This window comes from Actinobacillus genomosp. 2 (assembly GCF_029773605.1).
Classification (GTDB): domain Bacteria; phylum Pseudomonadota; class Gammaproteobacteria; order Enterobacterales; family Pasteurellaceae; genus Actinobacillus.
On sequence record NZ_CP103807.1, the window covers coordinates 794,220 to 812,434 of the forward strand.

Annotated in this window: 15 protein-coding genes; 4 read left to right on the forward strand and 11 right to left on the reverse strand. The window is 40.1% G+C overall.

What is annotated here, in order from left to right:
* Nucleotides 1-33: 33 nt before the first annotated feature.
* Both secA and secM read right to left on the reverse strand, forming a co-directional pair.
* Nucleotides 34-2,751, reverse strand: coding sequence for a preprotein translocase subunit SecA (gene secA, locus NYR60_RS03875; protein WP_279467828.1), 2,718 nt, complete (start codon nucleotides 2,749-2,751; stop codon nucleotides 34-36).
* 88 nt (nucleotides 2,752-2,839) lie between these two features.
* Nucleotides 2,840-3,157 (reverse strand): secA translation cis-regulator SecM, encoded by a 318-nt coding sequence (secM, locus tag NYR60_RS03880; protein WP_279467829.1) that lies wholly within the window; start codon nucleotides 3,155-3,157, stop codon nucleotides 2,840-2,842.
* A 114-nt stretch (nucleotides 3,158-3,271) separates the two neighbouring features.
* Between secM and NYR60_RS03885 the strand changes: the two genes are divergently transcribed.
* A complete protein-coding gene (locus NYR60_RS03885; protein ID WP_279445043.1) occupies nucleotides 3,272-3,580 on the forward strand; it encodes a DciA family protein in 309 nt (102 codons plus the stop codon).
* Between the two features lie 20 nt (nucleotides 3,581-3,600).
* Nucleotides 3,601-3,975, forward strand: a complete 375-nt coding sequence (locus NYR60_RS03890; protein WP_279445044.1) for a copper resistance protein NlpE — start codon at nucleotides 3,601-3,603, stop codon at nucleotides 3,973-3,975.
* A gap of 44 nt (nucleotides 3,976-4,019) precedes the next feature.
* Here NYR60_RS03890 and tcdA read toward each other — a convergent pair whose 3' ends face one another.
* The 4 genes from tcdA to gyrA all read right to left on the reverse strand — a co-directional run bounded on the left by tcdA (nucleotide 4,020) and on the right by gyrA (nucleotide 10,432).
* On the reverse strand, nucleotides 4,020-4,781 hold the full coding sequence (tcdA, locus tag NYR60_RS03895) for a tRNA cyclic N6-threonylcarbamoyladenosine(37) synthase TcdA (protein WP_279467830.1): 762 nt from the start codon (nucleotides 4,779-4,781) through the stop codon (nucleotides 4,020-4,022).
* A complete protein-coding gene (locus tag NYR60_RS03900) occupies nucleotides 4,781-6,724 on the reverse strand; it encodes an ABC transporter ATP-binding protein (RefSeq protein ID WP_279467831.1) in 1,944 nt (647 codons plus the stop codon). Before NYR60_RS03900 ends, tcdA begins: the two co-directional genes overlap by 1 nt.
* 75 nt (nucleotides 6,725-6,799) lie before the next feature.
* On the reverse strand, nucleotides 6,800-7,639 hold the full coding sequence (locus NYR60_RS03905; protein ID WP_279467832.1) for a BRO family protein: 840 nt from the start codon (nucleotides 7,637-7,639) through the stop codon (nucleotides 6,800-6,802).
* A gap of 102 nt (nucleotides 7,640-7,741) precedes the next feature.
* Nucleotides 7,742-10,432, reverse strand: coding sequence for a DNA topoisomerase (ATP-hydrolyzing) subunit A (gene gyrA / locus NYR60_RS03910; RefSeq protein ID WP_279467833.1), 2,691 nt, complete (start codon nucleotides 10,430-10,432; stop codon nucleotides 7,742-7,744).
* Between the two features lie 179 nt (nucleotides 10,433-10,611).
* Here gyrA and ubiG point away from each other — a divergent pair, with 179 nt between their 5' ends.
* Complete coding sequence (gene ubiG, locus NYR60_RS03915; RefSeq protein ID WP_279467834.1) at nucleotides 10,612-11,316, forward strand: bifunctional 2-polyprenyl-6-hydroxyphenol methylase/3-demethylubiquinol 3-O-methyltransferase UbiG; 705 nt, start codon at nucleotides 10,612-10,614, stop codon at nucleotides 11,314-11,316.
* Nucleotides 11,317-11,372: 56 nt separating this feature from the next.
* On the opposite strand, the gene ruvB is transcribed toward ubiG, so the two are convergent.
* The 5 genes from ruvB to potA all read right to left on the reverse strand — a co-directional run bounded on the left by ruvB (nucleotide 11,373) and on the right by potA (nucleotide 15,877).
* Nucleotides 11,373-12,377 (reverse strand): Holliday junction branch migration DNA helicase RuvB, encoded by a 1,005-nt coding sequence (gene ruvB / locus NYR60_RS03920; protein ID WP_279467835.1) that lies wholly within the window; start codon nucleotides 12,375-12,377, stop codon nucleotides 11,373-11,375.
* Between the two features lie 18 nt (nucleotides 12,378-12,395).
* Nucleotides 12,396-13,001 (reverse strand): Holliday junction branch migration protein RuvA, encoded by a 606-nt coding sequence (gene ruvA, locus NYR60_RS03925; RefSeq protein WP_279467836.1) that lies wholly within the window; start codon nucleotides 12,999-13,001, stop codon nucleotides 12,396-12,398.
* Nucleotides 13,002-13,132: 131 nt separating this feature from the next.
* On the reverse strand, nucleotides 13,133-13,909 hold the full coding sequence (potC, locus tag NYR60_RS03930; RefSeq protein WP_279467837.1) for a spermidine/putrescine ABC transporter permease PotC: 777 nt from the start codon (nucleotides 13,907-13,909) through the stop codon (nucleotides 13,133-13,135).
* Nucleotides 13,909-14,775, reverse strand: a complete 867-nt coding sequence (gene potB / locus NYR60_RS03935; protein ID WP_279445052.1) for a spermidine/putrescine ABC transporter permease PotB — start codon at nucleotides 14,773-14,775, stop codon at nucleotides 13,909-13,911. Before potB ends, potC begins: the two co-directional genes overlap by 1 nt.
* Nucleotides 14,762-15,877, reverse strand: a complete 1,116-nt coding sequence (potA, locus tag NYR60_RS03940; protein WP_279467838.1) for a spermidine/putrescine ABC transporter ATP-binding protein PotA — start codon at nucleotides 15,875-15,877, stop codon at nucleotides 14,762-14,764. Before potA ends, potB begins: the two co-directional genes overlap by 14 nt.
* A gap of 268 nt (nucleotides 15,878-16,145) precedes the next feature.
* On the opposite strand from potA, the gene rep reads away from it, so the two are divergent.
* Nucleotides 16,146-18,164, forward strand: a complete 2,019-nt coding sequence (gene rep, locus NYR60_RS03945; RefSeq protein ID WP_279467839.1) for a DNA helicase Rep — start codon at nucleotides 16,146-16,148, stop codon at nucleotides 18,162-18,164.
* Nucleotides 18,165-18,215: the final 51 nt, after the last annotated feature.

The following is an 18,215-nucleotide window of genomic DNA, read 5'->3' on the forward strand; positions in this document are numbered from 1 at the left end:
AAATTTTTCACAAAATCCTACCGCTTTAGTTAACTATGAATAACGTGCTTTACTTCCGTGACAATGTTTATATTTTTTACCTGAACCGCAAGGGCAAGGATCGTTGCGTCCAATATCAAGATTAGCTAATTGTTCATCTGAAAGCTCACTAGATACTTGAGAGTCGTCTTCAGTATCTTCCGTACGATACTGTTCAGCTTCTGCCTGTGCCATAGCCTCTTGTTGACGTTGTGCTTCTTCAATCTCTTCTTGGCTACGTACTTGGATACGACTTAATATGCTGATTACATTAGATTTCAACAAATCGAGCATATTGGTAAACATTTCAAATGATTCTTTCTTATACTCTTGTTTCGGATCTTTTTGTGCATAACCACGTAAGTGAATCCCTTTACGTAAATAATCCATTGCCGAAAGATGTTCTTTCCAAAGTTCATCTAAGTTTTGGAGCATCACGCCTTTTTCAAAGTTACGCATCACTTCTGAGCCAACCATTTCTTCTTTCGCTTGATACTCTTGTTTCGCAATATCAATAATGCGTTCACGCAATGTTTCTTCGTGTAAGTCATTCTCTTGCTCTAACCAATGCTGGATAGGCAATTCCATACCGAATTGGCGTTTTAACGCTTCTTCTAAACCGGCGACATCCCACATTTCTTCAATGGATTGTGGTGGAATATATTGGCTAATCACATTATTGAACACATCTTCACGCACTGTGCTGATCATCGCTGAAATATCATCGGTTTCAAGTAAGTAATTGCGTTGTTCGTAAATCGCTTTACGTTGTTCGTTCGCCACATCATCGTACTGTAATAAGTTTTTACGACCATCGAAGTTATGTGCTTCCACTTTTGCTTGTGCCGAAGCAATCACTTTCGTCAGTAATTTAGACTCCATCGCCTCACCTTCTTCAGAGAAGGCTTTACGCATCATATTTAATTTACCTTCATTCAGGTAAATACGCATTAACGCATCGTCTAAAGATAAATAGAAACGTGATGAACCTGGGTCACCTTGACGACCAGAACGACCACGTAACTGATTATCGATACGGCGAGATTCATGACGTTCAGTACCAATAATATGTAAACCACCGGCTTTCATCACAATGTCATAACGTTCTTTCCAAGCCGCTTTAATCGCTTCGATTTGCTCTTCGGTCGGATTTTCTAGCTTTGCCACTTCCGCTTTCCAGTTACCGCCTAATACGATATCCGTACCACGCCCCGCCATATTGGTTGCAATAGTCACTGCACCCGGTGCACCTGCTTCCGCTACGATTTCCGCTTCTTGTGCATGGAATTTCGCATTTAATACGTTATGTGCGATACCAGCTTTGGTTAATTCTGCCGATAAAAGTTCTGATTTTTCAACAGATGCCGTACCTACTAACACCGGTTGTTGGCGAGCCATACAGTCTTTAATATCATTGATGATTGCGACAAATTTCTCCGGCTCACTCTTAAACATTAAGTCGGTACGGTCATCACGAATAACCGGTTTATTGGTTGGAACAACGATTGTATCCAAACCGTAAATTTGTTGAAATTCAAACGCTTCCGTATCCGCTGTACCAGTCATACCAGCTAATTTTTCGTATAAACGGAAATAGTTTTGGTAAGTAATAGACGCAACAGTCTGGTTTTCGCCTTGAATATTGACTTTTTCTTTCGCTTCAATCGCTTGGTGTAAACCGTCAGACCAACGACGACCAGCCATTGTACGACCGGTATGTTCGTCAATAATCACCACCTCACCATCTTTTACGATGTAATCTACATCTAATTCAAATAATTTATGCGCACGTAACGCGGCATAAACGTGATGTAATAATGCGATACGAGCCGGATGATAAAGTGTTTCGCCTTCTTGCATTAAGCCCATTTCGGTCAAAATGCCTTCCACTTTCACCATACCACGCTCGGTTAAATGTGCCTGTTTATTTTTCAAATCTAAGGTGAAATCGCCTTCACCAGTATATTCTTCGGTATCTTCTTTATCTTGCTGAATCAAATGCGGAATAATCGTATCAATCGCTTGATAGATTTGCGTTGCATCTTCCGCCGGGCCTGAAATAATTAACGGCGTACGTGCTTCATCAATTAAGATTGAGTCCACCTCATCCACTAACGCATAATGTAATTCACGTTGAAAACGATCTTCTTTTGCGTGTGCAAGGTTATCGCGTAAATAATCGAAACCTAACTCACTATTAGTTGAGTAGGTAATATCCGCTTTATAGGCTTCACGTTTGACTTCATTAGGCAGTCCCGGAATATTCACCGCAACAGTTAAACCCAAAAATTCAAATAACGGACGGTTTGTTTCCGCATCACGGCGTGCAAGATAATCGTTCACGGTTACAACGTGCACGCCTTTACCGGTTAACGCATTTAAGTAACAAGGTAATGTTGCGGTTAAGGTTTTACCTTCACCAGTACGCATCTCTGCGATATTACGACCAGTTAATACCATACCGCCGATTAATTGCACATCAAAATGACGCATACCCATCACACGGCGACTTGCCTCACGTACAGTTGCAAACGCTTCGTGCAATAAGCTGTCAAGGCTTGCACCATCTGCTAAACGTTGTTTAAATTCCGCCGTTTTTGCTTGTAATTCTTCATCAGTTAATTTTTCAAATGCTGGTTCAAGTTTATTAATTTGAGCAACACGCTTTCTTAAACGTTTTAACGTACGATCGTTACTTGAGCCGAAAATCGAAGTGATAATTTTTGAAATCATTGTTTTGTCCTAATCTAGTCATTTTATTTTTATGAAACACGCCTAACACACGAAAACATCATATTCCGTGGTCAAATAATATTTTTGATTAGGCGAAAGGTCCGGCTCGAATCGGATGATTATCATCTCCGTCAAAGCGGTAGGATTTGGTAAGAAATTCGCAAAATGTTACCGCTTGTAACGGTTTAAATAGCGATACTTGGCGGCACTCTGCAATAAATAAAGATTGTTGTTCAATATCATCGGATAATTGAACAAACTGTGTAATAGATTGATTAATAACAGTAGATTGTTCGTCATCTCGAGCAACTGTTGCCTGAATTTCAGGTAACGCAAAAATCGCAACGAGTCCGAGAACCAGTTGCGACCAAAAAGGCGCTTTATGAAAATGTCGAAATAAACCCATGAAAGTCTTGATAAAATTAATCAAAAAATTATACGAATTATACGCTAAATTCCAGTAGAATGGGCAGATAATTGGGTCAAATAACGTAAAATCAATAGATAACCATGTGAAAAGATGAAAAATTCAGCAATAAAAAATATCACAGAAATTTTACAGAACTCAAGCCTGAGTCGGATTGTCCAACGAGCTAACCAATTGAATGATTTACATCAAAAAGTACAAAAATTACTGCCGGAACAATATCGTGGGCTTTACCGCATTGTCAATTTAGTTGATAATCAGCTTATATTTGAAGTGCAAAATGCGACTGTTCGTCAAGGCTTACAGTTACAAACATCACTTTTATTACAATTAATTCACTCTGATTTTCCCAATGTAACTGAACTTCAGTTTAACGTGAATCCGAGTTTTAAACATATCTAGCTAGAAAGAAGGAAAACGGCATGAAAAAACTTGCTTTATTAATGGCCATCAGTACCTTAGGTGCATGTTCATTATTACCACAACAATCAGTAACAGGCACATTTAAAGGTGACTTACCTTGTGCCGATTGTGAAAAGATTCAAGCCGAATTAATTCTCGGTGCAAATAATAGTTACCAATATAACACCGTCTTTATTAAAAATGGCAAAGAGCATCCATTTAGCGATAAAGGCACTTATACTTGGGAACAAGGTAAACGCGGTGTAATCCGTTTAGAAAAAGATTCCGGAGCGCTTGCATTTAAAGTGAATGAAACACAAGCTGAAATTTGTGACGCTAACGGCAACCCACCAAAAGTAGCAAATAACCCATATGTTTTACGTAAAGTAAAATAATATGTAACAAAAAAGCCTACGAGATTAAACCTCGTAGGCTTTTTTCATTTCAATAGCTTATCGATTACTCGGCTTACAGCAAAGAATCCGAAAGTTGCCGTTACCATTGTTATCGCACCAAAGCCATTTGCACAGTTCATCGTTGCCGATACCTCACAACCTTCTCCCATTTTGGGAAAAATTAGCGGTTGAGTTGAGAAAACACAATCAATACCAAACTTACGTTTTGGATTTTGGCTAAAGTTATATTCCTTACGTAATAACGAACGTACTTTAGAGGCAAGAGGATCCTGAATCGTTTTACTTAAATCAGTAATTTGAATCTGAGTCGGATCAGTTTGGCCGCCTGCACCACCAGTAGTAATCATTCTGATCTTATTACGCTTACAGTAAGCGATAAGTGCTGCTTTGGTTTTCACCGAATCAATCGCATCAATCACATAATCATAGCCATGGTTCAGATATTCAGGGATATTCTCCGGTGTGATGAAATCATCAATAATTTCCACCACACATTCGGGATTAATCCTCTCAATACGCTCTTTCATCGCTTCGGTTTTTAACTGAGCAACCGTACCGGTCATTGCGTGAATTTGGCGATTGATATTGGTCACGCAAATATCATCCATATCAATCATGGTAATTTTACCAATTCCCGAACGGGCAAGTGCTTCCACCGCCCAAGAACCAACACCGCCAATGCCAATCACACAAATATGTGCTTGGCGTAATTTCGCTACACCCTCCGGCGTATAAAGTCGCCCAATTCCACCAAAACGTTGTTCATAATTATCAATTCGAGCCATTATAGATTCCCATTTTTGATATTTTCTAACACTTCCCAGCGCTCAAAAGCGGCTTCTAACGCCATTTCCGCATCCGCCAGTTTTTGTAATTGCACTTGCGTATAGCTTGGATCTTTACTGAAAAAGTCCGCACTATTGACTTCTGCCTGCAAACATTCCATTTCCGCCTCTAAGGCTTCCATTTTTGCCGGTAATTCCTCAAGCTCTCTTTGCTCTTTATAAGAAAGTTTTACTTTTTTAGCCGGTTCCGACTTCGTTACAAGCGGTTGTTTTTCTTCTGTTTTTTGCAAACTTTCTGCAGAATTTGACCGCTTGTTCGGCTGGCTTTGTGCAATAGTTGCGTGATAATTCTCTTGTTGTTGTTTCGCATCAAAATAACCGCCCACGTATTTATTTAATACACCGTTACCTTCAAAGAAATAACATTCTGTTACGGTATTGTCGATAAATTGACGGTCATGGCTCACAATCAGCAATGTGCCTTGATAATCTGCTAATAACTCTTCCAATAACTCAAGGGTTTCAACATCTAAGTCATTGGTCGGCTCATCTAGAATCAATAAGTTATTCGGTTTAAGTAATAATTTAGCTAGTAATAAACGGTTACGTTCACCGCCCGACAAGGCTTTCACCGGAGTCATCGCACGTTTTGGTGGGAACAAGAAATCTTGTAGATAACCTAACACGTGGCGTTTTACCCCATTTACTTCGACATCTTGTTTACCGTCTGCTACGTTATCCATTACCGTTTTCTCAGGATCGAGATCTGCACGATATTGGTCAAAATAAGCCACTTCCAGTTTCGTACCACAACGAATTGAGCCTGAAGTCGGTTGCAACTCTCCTAATAACAATTTGATAAAGGTAGTTTTTCCGCAGCCGTTTGCCCCAACTAACGCAATTTTATCGCCTCGTTGAATGGTAGTTGTGAAGTTTTTCAGCAAGGTTTTACCTTCAATTTCATAACTTGCATTTTCCACTTCGAATACGATTTTGCCTGAACGTGCGGTTTGATCGATTTGAATTTTAGCCGTACCCTGTACCTCTCGGCGATTACGACGTTCTTCACGCAATGCTTTTAATGCACGCACACGACCTTCATTACGAGTACGGCGTGCTTTAATGCCTTGACGAATCCACACTTCTTCTTGTGCTAATTTTTTATCAAACAGCTCATTTTGTAACGCTTCAACACGCAAATCTTCCGCTTTAGTTTCTAAATACACATCATAATTACTTGGATAAGAAACTAACTTACCTCGATCAAGATCGACAATGCGAGTTGCCATCTTACGGATAAACGAACGGTCGTGCGAAATAAAGATGATCGAGCCTTTAAAATTGAGCAATAAATCCTCAAGCCACGTAATCGCTTCCACGTCCAAATGGTTAGTCGGTTCATCTAATAACAGAATATCCGGATCCGCAACCAATGCACGAGCTAATGCCGCACGACGAACCCAACCGCCCGATAATTCGCATAAACGTTTATCCGGATCTAATTCCAATAATTTAAGCGTATCTTGGATACGATTCTCAAACTGCCAACCGTTATTATGCTCAAGTTGAGCCTGCACTTGCGATAATTTTGATAATAGCTCATCGCTATAATCCGTCTGCATTTGTTGCGAAATGTGGTAATATTGCTTCAATAAGTCGCTAAGATGCGCAATCCCTTCCGCTACATAATCAAATACCGTATCTTGAATATGACGAGGCGGATCTTGCTCAAGGCGTGTTACCACAATATCTTTTTCAAAAATCAGCTTACCGTCATCCAGCTGAACTTCGCCTGCCAATACTTTCATCAGCGTGGACTTACCTGCCCCGTTGCGTCCAACCAAACAAACACGCTCGCTCGGTTCAATATGTAATTCCGTATGATCCAATAACGGATGATCGCCAAAACCTAAATAGGCATTGGATAAATTTAGTAGTGCCATATTATTTCTCGATAATTATATTTGTGTTAACACTTATCAATGATAAGTATCAAATTATAAAAAAATCTCGTTCTCTTATTTATTTTTTGTTACATCTTCAATTAATTTAGCAAAATCAATCGCTTTTTGCTTGCTGATAACCGGTTTACCCGTTTGTGCTTCAATCTCTTTTCTTGCGTTACCGGCAACCGTTCCACCACGCTTTGCAACCGCCTTATTTTCATCCAATCCTTGCGGATTAGTTTGACGAGTCAGCTCCGTTGTTGTCGCTTCCGATAACATATTTAACACCAACTCAAGTGTTGTCATATTATCTCGTAAATTTTCTTTTTTTAACCCTTTGAATGTTTTGTACTCTTTGGTACTCATTCCACTCCAAGCACGGCTAATCTCATTAGTCAAAATAGCATATTCCGCACCGTGCTGAACGCCATGAGATTGCCATTCATCAGTTAATTCCTTACGTACTTGGATTGCTTGTAAACGCTGATTAATCCACTCTTTACTGTAACCCTTTTGCAAGTAGGTTTGTAGCGCACGGTCGATAGTTAATTCAGGATCAATAATTTCATCAATTCGCTCTTTTCCAACTTGAGCTAACCACAGTTTGAATGGCTCAGCTTTAGGACTTGGAATCGATTGAATTATACGGAAAATACCTGACATATCAGAAGCATCTGTACGATAAAACTTGTTATCTGATGATTGCATTTTCAGTTGTACGATTTTTTCGTACAACTCAATTCCACCTTCATCTTCAGTAATTTTTCGTTTTAGATCACTCCAATAACGACGTGGATTACTACTGCCCGTTAATGCCGCCACAATATCCACAATACTAAAAAACCATTCTTCTTGCTCTTCGTCCCATACCGAACGAATTTGGCTATTTTCAAAAAGTTTAAGCTCGTTCATTACTGTCTCCTTTTATTTGCTATTTTTATAATCAAAAGCGGTCGGATTTTTGCAAAATTTTACCAAAATCCGACCGCCTGTTTAGGGTCTTACGCCCTTTATTTAGGCTTCTGTTGAAGTTTCTGTGTTTTCTACGTTGTCTAACACTTCGCTATTTTCGTCTTCATCATCAGGTTCACAGACTCGTTCTACGCTTACTACGCTTTCATCATCTGCGGTGCGGATAATGCGGACGCCTTGGGTGTTACGACCAACGAGGCTGACTTCTGCGACTCGGGTACGAACTAACGTTCCGGCATCGGTAATCAACATAATTTGATCCGCTTCTTCAACTTGAACCGCCGCAACCACTTTACCGTTACGCTCGTTCACTTTGATAGAAACTACACCTTTGGTTGCACGAGATTTAACCGGATATTCACCAATCACGGTACGTTTACCGAAACCGTTTTGCGTTACCGTTAGAATATCGCCTTCCGTACGTGGAATCACAAGTGAAACCACACGGTCGGTATCCAGACTTACGCTAGACTCATCCGCTTCTTCGTTTTCAATTTCTACGATTTCCGCTTCTTCAATTTCTTCACTTGAAATGTCTGTCGTAGCAAGTTTAATGCCTCGAACACCAGTTGCGGTACGTCCCATTGCACGCACCGCTTTTTCTGCGAAACGTACTACTCGACCTTGCGCCGAGAACAACATAATCTCGCTCTCGCCATCGGTAATATCAACGCCGATTAACTCATCGCCTTCGCGAAGTTTTAATGCAATTAGACCGCTTGAACGCACGTTACTGAACGCATCTAAACTTACTTTCTTCACCACACCGCTTGCGGTTGCCATAAAGATAAATTTATCCGCACTAAATTCACCGTTCGGAATCGGTAGAATCGCTGTAATACGCTCGTTTTCTTCTTTCACTAACGGCAGAATATTCACGATTGGCGTACCACGTGCGCCACGACTTGCTTGCGGTAATTGATACACTTTTAATTGATATAAACGACCACGGCTTGAGAAACATAAAATCGTATCGTGGGTATTCGCCACTAATAATTTCTCGATGAAATCGTCTTCTTTCATCTTAGTCGCAGATTTACCTTTACCGCCACGACGTTGTGCTTCGTAATCTGAAAGCGGTTGGTATTTCACATAACCTGCATGAGAAAGTGTGACTACCACATCTTCTTGAGCGATTAAATCTTCCATATTGATATCGCCCGAAGCCGCTGTAATTTCGGTACGGCGTTCGTCACCGAATTCTGCTTTCACTTTTTCTAATTCTTCACGAATCACTTCCATTAAGCGTTCTGCGCTGCTTAGAATGTGTAATAATTCGCCGATTTCAGTAAGTAGCTCTTTATATTCATCAACGATTTTTTCGTGTTCTAAACCGGTTAAACGGTGTAAACGTAATTCTAAAATCGCTCGAGCTTGTGCTTCAGAAAGATAGTATTGACCGTCACGAACACCTAGGTTTTCCGGTAAATCTTCCGGACGTGACGCATCTACGCCGGCAGCCTCTAACATTGGTGCTACATTACCCAATGCCCACGCACGCGCTAATAAACCTTCACGCGCTTCGTCCGCTGTTTTTGAGTTACGAATTAACTCGATAACCGGATCGATATTGGCTAATGCAATCGCTAAACCTTCTAAAATATGCGCACGCTCACGCGCTTTGCGTAATTCAAAAATGGTACGGCGTGTCACCACTTCACGACGATGTTTCACGAATGCTTCGATAATTTGTTTTAAATTCAATACTTTTGGCTGACCGTGATCAAGCGCAACCATATTGATACCAAACGTTACTTGCATTTGCGTTAGCGAGTAAAGGTGATTTAAGACCACTTCACCGACCGCATCACGTTTTACTTCGATAACGATTGAGATACCTTTTTTATCCGAGTGATCTTGAATACCGCTAATGCCTTCGATTTTCTTGTCTTTAACTAATTCGGCAATTTTCTCGATCAGTTTCGCTTTATTTACTTGGTACGGAAGCTCAGTAACAATAATTTGCTCACGACCTTTCTCCGTGGTTTCTACGCTTGCTTTCGCACGCACGTAAACTTTACCACGACCGGTACGATACGCTTCTTCAATCCCTTTACGACCGTTAATAATCGCCCCTGTCGGGAAATCCGGCCCCGGGATAAAACGCATTAATTCTTCAATGCTGATTTGCTCGTCTTCAATGTAAGCTAAACAACCGTCCAACACTTCATTTAAGTTGTGCGGCGGAATATTGGTTGCCATACCAACCGCAATACCGGATGAACCGTTTACTAATAACGCTGGGATTTTGGTCGGTAATACATCAGGAATCATCTCTTTGCCGTCATAGTTCGGCGAGTAATCCACGGTTTCCTTATCTAAATCCGTTAATAATTCCTGCGTAATTTTTTGCATACGCACTTCGGTATAACGCATCGCAGCCGGCGCATCGCCGTCAATCGAACCAAAGTTACCTTGACCGTCAACCAACATATAACGAAGTGAGAACGGCTGTGCCATACGTACAATGGTGTCATACACAGCAGAATCACCGTGTGGGTGGTATTTACCGATTACGTCACCCACCACACGTGCAGATTTTACGTGTGGGCGGTTAAACGTATTGCTGTTTTGATCCATTGAGAATAACACGCGGCGGTGTACCGGTTTTAAACCATCACGCACATCGGGTAGCGCACGTCCGACAATAACAGACATCGCATAGTCGAGATAAGACGTTTTTAACTCGTCTTCGATACTGACGGGAGTAATATCTTTGGCTAATTCGCTCATTGAAATTTCCTAATCACGTTTAAAGAAGTAGCCCTATTCATTAGGGCGAAAAATTCATTCAATTATAGCACAAAAAACAGTTGAAAGTTGGATTTTGAAAGTTGAAAATGAATACAAGCGGTCAAATTAAGAGAATATTTTGCAATTTGACCTTTTTCACTTACTTAAGACAATTTTCTATGAATAACATTGATCAAACAGAACTCGATAAATTTGAAAAAATGGCTGCTACTTGGTGGGAGCCGAACGGCAGTTTTAAACCAATTCATTTACTTAATCCGCTACGCTTAGACTATATCCAGCAAAAATCAAACGGACTATTCGGCAAAAAAGTGTTAGATGTCGGCTGTGGCGGAGGCATTTTAAGTGAAGCAATGGCAAAAGCCGGTGCAAATGTTACGGGTATTGATATGACTACCGAACCACTTGACGTTGCACGTAAACACGCTGAAGAAAGTGGCTTAAGCATTGATTACCGCCAAACCACAATTGAAGATTTTGTGCAAAATCAGACCGCTTCTCATACCGAAAAATTTGATGTGATTACCTGTATGGAAATGTTGGAACACGTACCGGATCCACTTTCGATTATTAAAAGCTGTAAAGCGTTACTCAAACCGGACGGCGTGCTGTTTTTCTCTACCATTAACCGTACATTTAAAGCCTATATGTTAGTTATCATCGGGGCGGAATACGTACTAAAAATGTTGCCGAAAGGGACACACGAATTTGAAAAATTTATTAAACCAGCGGAATTATTAAATTGGTGTGATATGGCGAATTTACGCTGCCAAGAAATGAAAGGATATCATTTTAATCCGCTAACGGAAAAGTTTTGGCTGAATAATGATGTCAGTTGCAATTATATTGCAATACTAAAATAGCATAGGAAACAAGCGGTTATTTTTGCCTAAAATCTTACAAAAACAACCGCTTGTATTTAATCTAATTTTGCAATGCCTAAATGTGCATAAGTTCGGCTAGTAGCAATACGTCCTCGCGGCGTTCGTTGCAAAAAGCCCTGCTGAATCAAATAAGGTTCAAGTACGTCTTCAATCGTATCTCGTTCTTCACCAATTGCTGCGGCTAAGTTATCTAAGCCGACCGGACCTCCGTCAAAACGTTCTACAATCGCTTGCAGTAACTTGATGTCCATAAAGTCAAAACCTTCGGAATCCACATCAAGCATCGCCAACGCCTGTTTGGCAATATCAGAAGTAATCACACCATTATTACGTACATCGGCATAATCTCGCACACGGCGTAATAAACGGTTGGCAATTCGAGGTGTGCCTCGTGAGCGGCGAGCTACTTCATAAGCACCGTCTGGCGATAAATTTAAGTTTAAGCAATCGGCACTACGTTTTACGATTGAGGTTAAATCATCTACCGAGTAAAACTCTAAACGCTGTACAATGCCAAAACGGTCACGTAACGGAGAAGTCAGCGAACCAGCACGAGTAGTTGCTCCTACTAAGGTAAACGGCGGTAAATCCAATTTAATTGAACGTGCCGCCGGCCCTTCGCCAATCATAATATCCAGCTGATAATCTTCCATCGCCGGATAAAGCACTTCTTCAATCGCCGGTGATAAGCGGTGGATCTCATCAATAAATAATACGTCATAAGGCTCTAAATTGGTCAACATTGCCGCCAAATCGCCCGCTTTCTCCAGCACCGGTCCGGAAGTGGTACGAATATTCACGCCCATTTCGTTGGCAACAATATTGGCTAAGGTGGTTTTCCCCAATCCTGGTGGGCCGAAAATCAATAAGTGATCTAACGCCTCATCACGCAATTTTGCCGCTTTAATAAAAATCTCCATCTGCTCTCGTACAGACGGCTGACCGACATAATCCGTCAATAATTTAGGACGAATTGCACGATCAATGACTTCTTCCTCACGCTTCGGTGAGGCACTAATTATTCTATCTGCTTCAATCATTTAAGGTATTTTTACTTTTTAAAGAGAGGCTTTTAATGCTTCACGAATTAATTGTTCGCTGGTTGCGCCTACTTTATTCACTTTTTTAATCATCTTCTCGGCATCAGCAAGTTTATAGCCTAACGCTACTAAAGCATCACGGGCTTCATCTGCCGGATCATGCGAATGTGTTGCAACAATCGTTTCCACCGAATGTTCTTCAAAGAAATCGCTTTGTGCCACACCTTTGAATTTGCCTTTGAGCTCGACTAATAAACGCTCAGCTGTCTTACGCCCAATGCCCGGAATTTTAGTTAATTTGGCTAATTCTTCTTGCTCTACCGCATTCGCAAATTGTGAAACCGACATCGCCGATAAAATCGCAAGTGCTAATTTAGGTCCGACACCATTAGTTTTAATCAATTCACGAAATAGTGTTCTATCTTGCTTTTGTGCAAAACCAAATAATAAATGTGCATCTTCACGTACTACTAAATGCGTAAAGATTGTGGCTTCTTCACCTACTTGCGGCAAGCTGTAAAAGCTCGTCATCGGCAATAGCACTTCATATCCGACACCTTGAACATCAATTACCATTTCAGGCGGTTGTTTTTCAATAATTTTACCGTGTAATCTTCCGATCATTGATTTTATTCCAAACTAAAAAATTTGCCTTAGCATAACAGAAAACTGTATAGAATAACAGGCTGACAAGCGGTCTATTTCGGCTAATTTTTTGCAAAAAAATAGCCCGCTAATCAGCGGGCCATTTTTAATCAAATTAAATTACGCTTTTTTCTTACCACTAATTGGCTTAAAACTACCAATGTTAATGAGAAAATAATCATAATTGTTGCTAATGCATTGACTTCCGGCGTCACACCCGTTTTCACTAGCGAGAAGATTTTTAACGGTAATACTTCATAACTTGGGCTGGTAACAAATGATGAAACCACTACGTCATCTAACGAAATCGTAAAACTTAATAACCAACCGGAAATAATCGATGGTAATGCTAGAGGTAAAATAATTTTACGTAAAATCGTCACTTCGCTTGCACCTAAATCTTTCGCCGCTTCCAACATCTTACCGTCAAAATCACTTAAGCGAGATGAAATAGTAATTACTACATAAGGCAAACAGAAAGTAATATGTGCAATTAATAACGAAATAAAGCCAAGTTGCACACCTAAAATCATAAACAGCACTAATAATGAAACTGCCATGACGATATCCGGTGACATCATGACGATAAACAGTAAACCGCCAACCATTTGCTTACCACGGAATTTATAACGATATAATGCAATCGAAGTTAATGTCCCTAAAATAGTTGAAAACGTTGCGGCAAAAAATGCAATCGTCAATGAATTCATAGTTGCATGAACCAGCGTATCATTTGCAAATAAACGCTCATACCAGTTCCAACTAAACCCTTTCCATTGTAAGCCGTAGCGATCTTCGTTAAATGAGTTTACTACCAAAATAATAATCGGAATATAAAGGTAGGCAAACACCACGAACATAAAAAAGTTTCTTAATGTCTTTTTCATTATTCAAGCTCCACCTTTTTATTTAATAATTTATTTGCACGGTAATAAACATATAACATTAATGCCATTAACACGGTAAGTGCGATACTTACTGCTGAACCTAATGCAAATTGGTTGGTATTTAAGAACAAGCTCTTAATAATGTTACCGATTAATGGTGTTTTACCGCCGCCTAATAAGTCAGCAACATAGAACATTCCCATTGCCGGTAATAATACCAATAAACAACCTGCCACAATCCCAGGCATTGTAAGCGGAATGGTAACTCGCACAAAACGTTGGAATGCATTCGCACCTAAGTCTTTTGCCGCTTCTAATAAACGACCGTCAATTTTCTCAATTGAAGAATAAAGCGGTAGAATCATAAACGGTAACAAGATATACACTAAACCGATGATAATCGCCAATTCAGAGTTTAATAAACGCAGAGGTTCGTCAATTAAACCGATCGCCAATAATGTTTCGTTTAATACGCCCTTCATGCCTAAGAAAATTTTAATGCCATAAATACGAATCAATGAGTTTGTCCAAAATGGCAATACGACTAAAAACAGTAAAATCGGACGAATTTTCGCCGGCATTTTTGCAATAATAAACGCAAACGGATAACCGATAATTAAACAGAAAAATGTCGCAATTGCAGACATTTTAAATGAGTTCCACAATACCGTAGCATAAGTATCATTGAACAACTGTGTATATGCGTCTAAGCTAAAGATAAAATCTACAAAGTAGGCACTTTGACGATTTTCCGTTAAAAAGCTGATTAACAGCACCAATACGTTCGGTACAAGTACAAAAAGTAACAACCAACCGAAGATAACTGAAACTGTTCCGGCTTGGAATTTGTTATTAGCAATCTTCATCGTTGAGTACAACCTCCCAACCTTCATACCACGTTAATGCCACTTTTTGACCAACTTCGTGATCGATATTCGGATCGTCTTCATTAAAGAATTCGCTCACCAATACGCTCATACCATTGTGATCAAGTTTTACACTTGACTCTAATGTCATACCTTTATAGTTACGATCTAAAATATGACCAACAATCGCTTTTGAACTTTCGTTTTCATCCAACTCTTCGATCAAAATATCTTCCGGACGTAAAAGCACTTTCAGTTTTTGATTCGGCTGAACGTCCATATCTTCCACTTTAATGTTACAGATACGACCTTCTACATTCGCTTTTACATTACGTGCATCAACTCGCTCAATCACGGTTGCATCAAATACGTTAATTTCACCGATAAAACGAGCGACAAATAGATTACTCGGTTCTTCATAGATTTCACGAGGCGTACCGTCTTGTGCAATCTTACCACCGTTCATTACGATAATACGATCAGACATCGTTAATGCTTCTTCTTGATCGTGCGTAACGAAAATAAAGGTAATGCCTAATTGGCGTTGTAATGCTTTTAGCTCATTCTGCATTTCTTTACGTAGTTTATAGTCAAGTGCAGAAAGCGATTCATCCAATAATAAAACTTTAGGTTTATTTACTACCGCACGTGCAATCGCAATACGTTGTTGCTGACCGCCTGAAAGCTGAGCCGGTTTTTGCTCCGCACGATCTTCTAAACGTACCATACGCAATGCTTCCATTACACGCGGTTTGATTTGGTCATTCGGTACTTTTTGCATACGTAAACCAAAAGCAACGTTTTCAAAAATCGTCATATGTGGGAATAACGCATAGCTTTGGAAAACCGTATTGACAGGGCGTTGTTCAGCAGGAACGTTAGATACATCTTGACCGTCAAGAATAATCGAACCTTCCGTCAAGTCTTCAAATCCGGCAATTAATCGTAATGCTGTCGTTTTACCACAACCTGAAGGACCTAAAATCGTCAAAAATTCACCGTCATTAATGGTTAAATTTAAATCTTTAAGAATCGTTTTGCTACCATAGCTTTTAGTAACATTGCGTAGTTCGATGATTGGTTTTTGTTCTAACTGTTCCATCTACTTTTGTCTTCCCCCTAGGGCATAAAATGAAAATGCAAAATCTGAATTATTTTCAGGGCGAGTGCGTAATACCATACGCTTAAAACTAACTGTTAATGATATAGCTAACGGTCACATTTTAAAAGCAAAAATTTGATTTTTAAGGAATTTAGGCATTTTGATTCCAATTGTAAAATCTCAAAGAAATTCGACCGCTTGTTGTCTTTCGGCTAGAATATTGCGGTTTAAAAAATGGCTGAAAATAAAGTAGATAAAAGTAGATAAAATGAAATTAAATGATCAACAACAACAAGCGGTGGAATATGTAACGGGGGCTTGTCTGGTACTAGCCGGTGCCGGCTCGGGCAAAACACGTGTCATCATTAATAAAATCGCCCATCTGATAGCTCATTGCGGTTACTCGCCAAAACAAATCGCAGCGGTAACCTTTACCAACAAAGCGGCTCGTGAAATGCGTGAGCGTGTTGCCCATTCTATCGGTAAAGAAAATAGCAAAGGGCTAACCATTTCCACCTTCCACACCCTCGGTTTTGAAATTTTAAAACGTGAGTACAAATTACTGGGTTTCAAATCCAGTATGACGTTGTTTGACGAACACGATCAACTCGCATTACTCAAACATTTGTTACCGGAAAATGTCGCAGAAGATAAAGATTTACTTAAGGCGTTAATTTCTACCATTTCCAATTGGAAAAACGATCTGCTTTCGCCCGAAATGGTATTAACACGTGTGCGAGATGAGCGTGAACGTGTGTTTTCGCATTTTTATCAGCTCTACCAAAATCAGCTAAAAGCCTATAATGCGCTTGATTTTGATGATTTGATTATGCTGCCGGTATTGCTGTTTCGCCAATTTCCGGAAGCAAAAGCCCGCTGGCAGCAGAAAGTCCGTTATTTACTGGTGGATGAATACCAAGATACCAATACCAGCCAATATGAGCTGATCAAATTATTGGTAGGCAATGAGGCAAATTTCACGGTTGTTGGTGATGATGACCAATCGATCTATTCGTGGCGTGGCGCAAAACCGGAAAATATGCAACGTTTGCGTGAAGATTTCGATTTAAAAGTGATTAAACTGGAGCAAAATTACCGTTCCAGCCAACGCATTTTGCACTGCGCCAATATTTTAATTGATAACAACGATCATATTTTCCAAAAACGCTTATTTTCGAATTTAGGCGAAGGTGAAAAATTAAATGTTATCGAAGCCAAAAATGAAGAACACGAAGCGGAACGTATTGTTGGGGAATTAATCGCCCATCGTTTTTCCAACAAAACCAAATACAAAGATTATGCGATTTTATATCGTGGTAATCATCAGTCTCGCTTGCTAGAAAAATTACTGATGCAAAACCGTATCCCCTACAAAATTTCCGGGGGAACGTCATTTTTCGCCCGTGCCGAAATTAAAGATATGATGGCTTACTTGCGTTTAGTAGTGAATCAAGACGATGATGCGGCGTTTTTACGTATCGTTAATACCCCAAAACGGGAAATCGGTGCGGTAACGCTGGAAAAATTAGGCTTACTTGCCAATGAAAAACAGGTCAGCTTGTTTGAAGCGATTTTCGATTTTGAATTGATTCAACGTCTGACACCCAAGCCCTATCAAGCATTGCAAGATTTTGCCCGTTGGATTGTCGAAATCGCCGACCAAGCGGAACGTTCCGATCCGATTGAAGCGGTAAAAGATTTATTGGCAAAAATTCAATACGAAGCCTATTTGTATGAAACGGCTACTTCGCCGAAAGCGGCTGAAATGCAAAGCCGTAACGTGCAAACGTTGTTTGAATGGGTACAAGGTATGCTGGAAGGTGATGAAATCGAAGAGCCGATGACGTTGGTGCAAGTGGTAAACCGCCTGACGTTGCGTGATATGTTAGAACGTGGTGAAGACGATGATGAAGCGGACCAAGTGCAATTAATGACCTTACATGCTTCAAAAGGCTTGGAATTTCCGCACGTTTTCTTAGTCGGTATGGAAGAAGGCATTTTGCCGCATCAAACCAGTCTGGATGAGGATAATGTCGAGGAAGAACGCCGTCTTGCTTACGTGGGCATTACTCGAGCGCAACAAACGCTAACATTTTCACTCTGCAAAGAACGCCGCCAGTACGGTGAAATTATCAAACCGGAACCAAGCCGCTTCTTACTTGAATTACCACAAGACGATTTAGTCTGGGAAAGTGAAAAACCGAAAATGACCGAAGAACAGAAAGTCGAAAAAACCTCAGCCAATATCGCCAACCTAATGGCAATGCTAAAGGCGAATAAAAAGTAAGATTTATTTAAAGCTAATAAAAACGGAGCATTTTAAATTTATAAAAATGCT